At 50.4% G+C, this 558-nt stretch carries 1 protein-coding gene; it reads right to left on the bottom strand.

Features of this window, described 5'->3' with window-relative positions; genetic code table 11:
* Positions 1-237, bottom strand: a 237-nt coding sequence (locus DW754_RS11100) for a restriction endonuclease subunit S (protein ID WP_199411507.1), incomplete at its 3' end; no start/stop codon positions are given.
* Between the last annotated feature and the right edge of the window lie 321 nt (positions 238-558).

Raw genomic sequence — 558 nt, 5'->3', positions numbered from 1 at the left:
AAATTGCGATTTGTCGACCTGGGTGACGAAGTCGGCGAACTGGCGCTGAAGGCTTGCGGGTGGTATCGGAATCAACAGCTTTTCAAGTTCGGTCTTTGGAATATTACTCATTGATTTAGCAGAGCCATGCGCAAGCGAACGAATCGAATTAAGCATCGTTTCGGAAAGCAGATGAGAGAGATATGCCCCGTCGACGATAGGCAACGGATGCATACGAAACACTATGTCTGGAAACATGATACCGCCATCAGTATGCCTAACGAGAACAGAGCGCCCAACAAGCTCGGGAGTGTTCTTGCGAGCGAGAAGGATGTCGCCATCCCGCACAAACTTGCTAATAACAGGCTCGCTGTCGAGTGGAAGCGCCTTGTTCTGATCCTCGCAGTATGTACCAGTAGAAATGGCACTGAGCTTAAGGACAGCTGGCTCCGATCCAGCTCGCGGAGTCGTCAGACACTTTGGGCTCTTTCCGGACTCGACACAATCAACGCAGTTGCATAGCGGGAGTTTTTCACAGCCATCAAAGGATGCGAATATCTCTACAAACCGTGATTTGAC

This window comes from Collinsella sp. AM29-10AC, assembly GCF_003469085.1.
Taxonomy (GTDB): Bacteria; Actinomycetota; Coriobacteriia; order Coriobacteriales; family Coriobacteriaceae; genus Collinsella.
Note: the sequence above shows the minus strand (reverse complement) of the source record. Positions and strands in the feature narration are given on the sequence as shown.